Origin of the sequence: Klebsiella sp. 18074 (genome assembly GCF_902705905.1) — a bacterium.
Lineage (GTDB): Bacteria > Pseudomonadota > Gammaproteobacteria > Enterobacterales > Enterobacteriaceae > Klebsiella > Klebsiella terrigena.
In genome coordinates, this window is sequence record NZ_CACSIS010000113.1 from 1 (window position 1) to 254 (window position 254).

Below are 254 nucleotides of genomic sequence, written 5' to 3' on the forward strand. Positions count from 1 at the left end.
GAAAGAGATATATTAAAAAAGGCTACCGCGCTCTTGATGTCAGACTCCCTGAACAATTCTCATTAGTTGAGAAACTCAGGGCGCGGTTTCCTGTTGCCGTTGTGTGCAACGTGTTTGGGGTTCATCGTGTAAGTATCCCACCAAAACGGCCCATTCACTTTTAGAGATCTTCCGACATACTGATTATGTCACCTGAGGAGATCGCTATGCGTAAGATCCGATTCACCGAGCACCAGATCATCGCCGTCCTGAAA

The 254-nt window shown here is 46.9% G+C and carries 1 pseudogene; it reads left to right on the forward strand.

Annotation, left to right across the window (positions count from 1 at the left end):
- Positions 1-134, forward strand: a pseudogene (locus tag GVK32_RS28795) (IS3 family transposase); the annotation flags it as partial.
- Positions 135-254 lie beyond the last annotated feature (120 nt).